This is a genomic window from Vicinamibacteria bacterium (genome assembly GCA_035620555.1).
In the GTDB taxonomy this organism is placed as follows: domain Bacteria; phylum Acidobacteriota; class Vicinamibacteria; order Marinacidobacterales; family SMYC01; genus DASPGQ01.
In genome coordinates, this window is record DASPGQ010000656.1 from 1 (window position 1) to 2,663 (window position 2,663).

At 63.8% G+C, this 2,663-nt stretch carries 2 protein-coding genes; one reads left to right on the forward strand and one right to left on the reverse strand.

The features are described 5' to 3' along the window. Positions 1 to 1,676 (forward strand): FtsX-like permease family protein (locus tag VEK15_26640; protein ID HXV64306.1); only part of this gene is annotated, 1,676 nt, incomplete at its 5' end. A 15-nt stretch (positions 1,677 to 1,691) separates the two neighbouring features. Here VEK15_26640 and VEK15_26645 read toward each other — a convergent pair. Continuing rightward, positions 1,692 to 2,663 (reverse strand): hypothetical protein (locus VEK15_26645; GenBank protein HXV64307.1); only part of this gene is annotated, 972 nt, incomplete at its 5' end.

A 2,663-nucleotide genomic window follows, 5' to 3' on the forward strand; every position in this document is an offset into this window, starting at 1 on the left:
GGCAGTTCTCCGGGGTATCCGTGAAAGAGCTTCGCGAAGCGCTCAATTTCGGCTACGACATCATGCGCGTCAGCTTCACCGGTCTTCTCGCTGCCGTAGGATTCGTCCTCCTCATCGCTTGTGTGAACGTCGCGAGCCTGACGCTCGCCCGAGCCCGCGCCCGGGAGCGGGACGTCGCGGTTCGCTCGGCCCTCGGAGCCCGCCGGGGCCGCATCGTCCGGCAGCTCCTGACCGAAAGCCTCCTGCTGGCTCTTCTTGGAGGGGGTCTCGGGGTGTTCCTGGCTGATAGGGGTGCCCGCGCGATTGCGCCTCTCGTGCCCGAGGACATCTTTCGCGTGGGCGACGTGGAGCTCGACACGACGGTTCTTCTCTTTTCGGTGGCGGTGACGCTACTGACCCCGGTCCTGTTCGGGCTGGCCCCGGCCATCGGGATCTCGCGAACGAACCTCGTTTCTTCCCTGAAGCAAGGGGTGCGAGCGGGGGGAGCGGGAATCGGCTCGATGCGCGTTCGTCGAGCTCTGGTCGTGCTCGAAGTGACGCTCGCGATCGCGCTCGTCGTGGGAACCGGGCTCATGGTGCGGAGTTTCTTCGAGCTCCAGAAAGTCGAGCTTGGCTTTCGACCCGAGAGCGCTCTGACGGTTCGACTGGCGCTGCCCCAAACCGATTATCCCGATGCTCCCGAGCAGAAGCTCTTCTTCGACCGGGCACTTCTCGAAGTCTCGTCGCTCCCGGGAGTGCGCGCGGCCGGGTACACGGTCCCCCTTCCGATGAACCATGCGATCTGGACGGTTCAGTTTGCGCTTCCCGATGACGCGCCCGCGGCGAGGGAGAGCTGGCCATTGGCGCATCAGTTCAACGTTTCGTCGCGATACTTCGAGGCGATGGGCGTTGCTCTGCTCGCGGGAAGAGCGTTCGACGAGAGAGATGGACCCGACTCGGCGCGTGTCGTCATCGTGAGCCGGTCGACCGCGGATGCTTACTGGCCCGATCGTAACCCGGTCGGCGAGTCTCTTCTCGTCCTGGACAGCGAGGGGACTTTCGAGGCGACCGTGGTGGGGGTCGTGGCCGACGTGAGGCACGAGGGATTCCAGGACGAGATCGGCGCACAGATCTATCAGGCGATCGATCAAGGAGGGTTTCGGGGACGGTTCCTCGTGGTGTCCTCCGACGCCGAGCCGGGAAATCTCACTCGAGCGGTGGCCGGCGCCATCGCCGCCGCCGATCCGAACCTTCCGGTCGAGATTCGCCCGATGGCGGACATCGTGTCGGAGAGCGCCCTCCAATGGACCATCAGCTCGATCTTGCTGGGCGTATTCGGGGCGGTCGCCCTGCTGCTCGCGAGTCTCGGCATCTACGGGGTCGTCGCCTTCACCGTGGCGGAGCGACGCCGGGAGATCGGGATCCGTATGGCGCTCGGAGCGACATCCCGTGAGATCGGGGCGTTGGTTCTCAGCGACGGACTGAAGCTCACCGCGGTGGGAATCGCCCTGGGAATCGTCCTCGCCGCTATCGCTGCCCGTCTGGTAGCTTCCCAGCTCTTCGGGGTGAGTCCTTTCGACCCCGCAACCTTCGTCGTCGCCGTGCTTCTCTTCACCGCCACCTCGGCGTTTGCGAGCCTGGCACCGACTCTGCGGGCGTCGTCGACCGATCCCATCGTCGTGCTGCGAAACGAGTGAGAGCTGGAGGGCCCCCTAGGGGGTCACGGCAAATCCGGCTGTCAGGACTGCGGATGAACCATCAGGATTGGTAACCCGCACATCCCAGACGCGGTCGCGTGGCGGACCGCCACTCTTGGCAGTAATGGTGGTCGTCAGACTCTTACCATCAGCACCAACCATAATGTTAGTTGCTTGTGGGGGTGGGCCACCAGTGCCGTTCTCGATGCTCACAATGGCCCCAGCCACAAAGCTCGAGCCGGTAATCATTACACTTATCCGGGTACCCGCCTGCATTGTGCTGGGCTGAATCCCCGTCACGGTAAGCGGCTCAGGGTTCACCGTGTTCACCGTGATGGTCAGTTCGTCGAACGTACTGAGAGCACTGTCGTCCGCCGTCAGCCGCAGTACATACGTTCCATCTGACGAGAAGCTCGCGGTGGTGTCGACCGCATTGTCATCGCCAAAGGTCACCGTGCCCGTTCCGCTCACCACGCTCCAAGTGGTGGTCACCGTGCCCGGCGGGTTGGGTAAGCCATCATCGCCGACCGTCCCGTCCAGCAACGCGCTGACAGGAAGCGTCACGGTTTGGTCGGCTCCCGCATTCACGCTCGGTGGCTGGTTGGCTGGCGGCTCAGGGTTCACCGTGATGGTCAGTTCGTCGAACGCACTGAGAGCACTGTCGTCCGCCGAAAGCCGCAGCACATAAGTTCCATCCAACGAGAAGCTCGCGGTGGTGTCGACCGCATTGTCATCGCCAAAGGTCACCGTGCCCGTTCCGCTCACCACGCTCCAAGTGGTGGTCACCGTGCCCGGAGGGTTGGGTAAGCCATCATCGCTGACTGTCCCATTGAGCGATGCACTTGCCGGCAACGTGATGATCTGATTCGGTCCTGCATCCGCCGAAGGCGGTGTATTGTCAGGAGGCGTCCCGTCTCCGTACTCGAGGTGCAGTAGCGGCGCCGCACCGGGATCCCCATTGTGGGAGTCCGCCACACGCTTGCCGCT